Genomic DNA, 252 nt, shown 5'->3' with positions numbered 1-252 from the left:
CAATCATTCGTATATAAAGCTTTATTTTGAGGTAGTCCGGTGATTGATGACGATGGCTACCGCCCAAACGTAGGTATCGTGATTTGTAATCGCCAGGGGCAGGTAATGTGGGCCCGGCGATTTGGTCAGCACTCCTGGCAATTTCCGCAAGGCGGAATCAACCCCGGAGAATCCGCAGAGCAGGCGATGTACCGTGAATTGTTTGAAGAAGTAGGATTAAGCCGCAAAGACGTTCGAATCCTTGCTTCAACG

1 protein-coding gene is annotated in these 252 nt (G+C 49.6%); it reads left to right on the top strand.

Going from position 1 to position 252, the window contains the following annotated elements:
- Window positions 1-39: 39 nt before the first annotated feature.
- Window positions 40-252 (top strand): NUDIX domain-containing protein (locus tag R0J87_RS22725; RefSeq protein WP_498889185.1); only part of this gene is annotated, 213 nt, incomplete at its 3' end.

The sequence above is a fragment of the Halomonas sp. SIMBA_159 genome (assembly GCF_046536035.1).
In the GTDB taxonomy this organism is placed as follows: Bacteria; Pseudomonadota; Gammaproteobacteria; order Pseudomonadales; family Halomonadaceae; genus Vreelandella; species Vreelandella venusta_A.
The sequence above is the reverse complement of the archived record's forward strand: the minus strand, read 5'-3'. Positions and strand labels throughout refer to the sequence as shown.